The sequence below is a fragment of the Streptomyces inusitatus genome, assembly GCF_014651115.1.
Lineage (GTDB): Bacteria > Actinomycetota > Actinomycetes > Streptomycetales > Streptomycetaceae > Streptomyces > Streptomyces amakusaensis.
This window is the reverse complement of sequence record NZ_BMWG01000070.1, coordinates 1-2,020: the sequence shown is the minus strand read 5'-3', so window position 1 is coordinate 2,020 and position 2,020 is coordinate 1. Positions and strand designations below refer to the sequence as shown.

Genomic DNA, 2,020 nt, shown 5'->3' with positions numbered 1-2,020 from the left:
AGCCGTACCACCACGGAACGACGACACCCCCGGCCGCCGACGATCCACCGGCAACACCAGCTCTTCCGGCGCCCCTTCGAGGGCCTCCCGCCAGTAGTCGAGCTGCGCGCTGATCAGGCTGTCCGGGTCGTCGAGGTCGCCCAGTTCGGCGCGCTGCCAGAGGGCGTAGTCCGCGTACTGGACGGGCAGCGGGTCCCAGCCGGGGGCCCGGCCTTCGCCGCGTGCTCCGTAGGCGAACCGCAGGTCGCGCGTCAGCACGCCCATCGACCAGCCGTCGGAAGCGACATGGTGGACCACGATCAGCAGCACATGCTCCGTGGGGCCGGTCCGCATCAGCCAGGTCCGCCAGGGCAGATCGACGCTGAGGTCGAAGCCGCGGAGCGAGTGCTCCGCGAGCGTCTCCTCAAGTTCGGCCTCGGTGGTCTCCACGATCTCCAGCCGGGGCCGGCCCGCCTCGCCCGCGACGATCTGCTGGCGCGGGGTGCCGTTCGTCTCGGGGAAGACGGTCCGCAGGCTCTCGTGCCGGTCGGCCACATCGCCGAGAGCCGCCTCCAGCGCGACCACGTCCAGCTCGCCCGAGAGACGCAGGGTCAGCGGCATGTTGTAGCCCGCGCCCTCGCCGGCGCCCTCCAGCCGGTTGAGGAACCACATCCGCTGCTGCGCGTAGGACAGCGGCAGCACATCCGGCCGGGGCTGCGGTGTCAGGGCGGTACGGGTCTCGCTGTCCGTGTCGTCGATGAGACGGGCCACTCCCGCCACGGTCGGCGCGGCGAACAGATCCCGGATGCTGACCTCGGCGTCCAGGGTCGAACGGATCTGGGAGACCAGCCGCATCGCGAGCAGCGAGTCGCCGCCGAGGTCGAACCAGGAGGTCTCCGCGCCGACCCGGTCCAGTCCGAGGATCTCGCCGAAGAGCGCGGCGACGGCCTCCTCCGTCGGTGTGGCGGCGGCCCGGCCCTCGGCCAGCGCCTCGAAGTCGGGCGCGGGCAGCGCGGCCCGGTCCAGTTTGCCGTTGACGGTGACCGGCAGGGCGTCCAGGACGACGACCGCCGCCGGAACCATGTAGTCGGGGAGCCGGGAGCCGACGAACTCGCGCAGAGTCCCGCTGTCGATCGACCCGTCGGCGGCGGGGACGGTGTACGCCACCAGCCGCTTGTCCCCGGGCCGGTCCTCGCGGACGATCACGGCGGCCTGAGCCACGCTCTCGTGCGCGGTGAGGACGGATTCGACCTCGCCGGGTTCGACGCGGAAGCCGCGGATCTTCACCTGCTCGTCCGCACGACCCGCGAAGACCAACTCTCCCTCGGCGGTCCATCGCACCAGGTCCCCGGTGCGATACATCCGCACACCCGCCTCGAACGGGCTGGCCACAAACCGCTCCGACGTCAGCCCCGGCCGGCCGAGATAGCCGCGCGCCAGCCCCGGACCCGATACATACAGCTCCCCCACCACACCCACCGGCACCGGCTGGAGGAAACCGTCCAGCACATAGGCCCTGGTGTTGCCGAGCGGACGTCCGATCGGGACCGGGCTCGTCTCACCCACCGGGGAGAGCGCTCCGCTCATCGAAGCGCAGACGGTCACCTCGGTCGGGCCGTAGGCGTTGACCAGCCGCAGACCGGCCGACCAGCGCTCGACCAGCGACGGCGGGCAGGCCTCGCCCGCCACGACCAGGCTGACGACGCTCTCCGGGAGCTGCCGCACGGGCGCGAGCACCGACGGCGGCACGGTCACATGGGTCACGCCGAAGGATTCCGCGACCTCTTCGAGGGATCCGTGCGGAGGGAGGCTCTCCGCGTCGGCCACCACCAGCGCGGCACCCGACAGGAGGGCCATGCACAGCTCCCACACCGAGGCGTCGAAGCTCAGCGAGGAGAGCTGGAGCACCCGGGACTCGGGGCCGACGCCCAGGCCGGCCATCTGCGCGGCGACGAGGTTGCCCAGGCCGCGATGGGACACGACCACACCCTTGGGTCGGCCCGTGGAGCCGGAGGTGTAGATGACGTACGCGACATCGTCC

At 71.9% G+C, this 2,020-nt stretch carries 1 protein-coding gene; it reads right to left on the bottom strand.

The window, feature by feature from the left end:
• Window positions 1–2,020 (bottom strand): non-ribosomal peptide synthetase (locus IE247_RS33840; protein WP_190127206.1); only part of this gene is annotated, 2,020 nt, incomplete at both ends.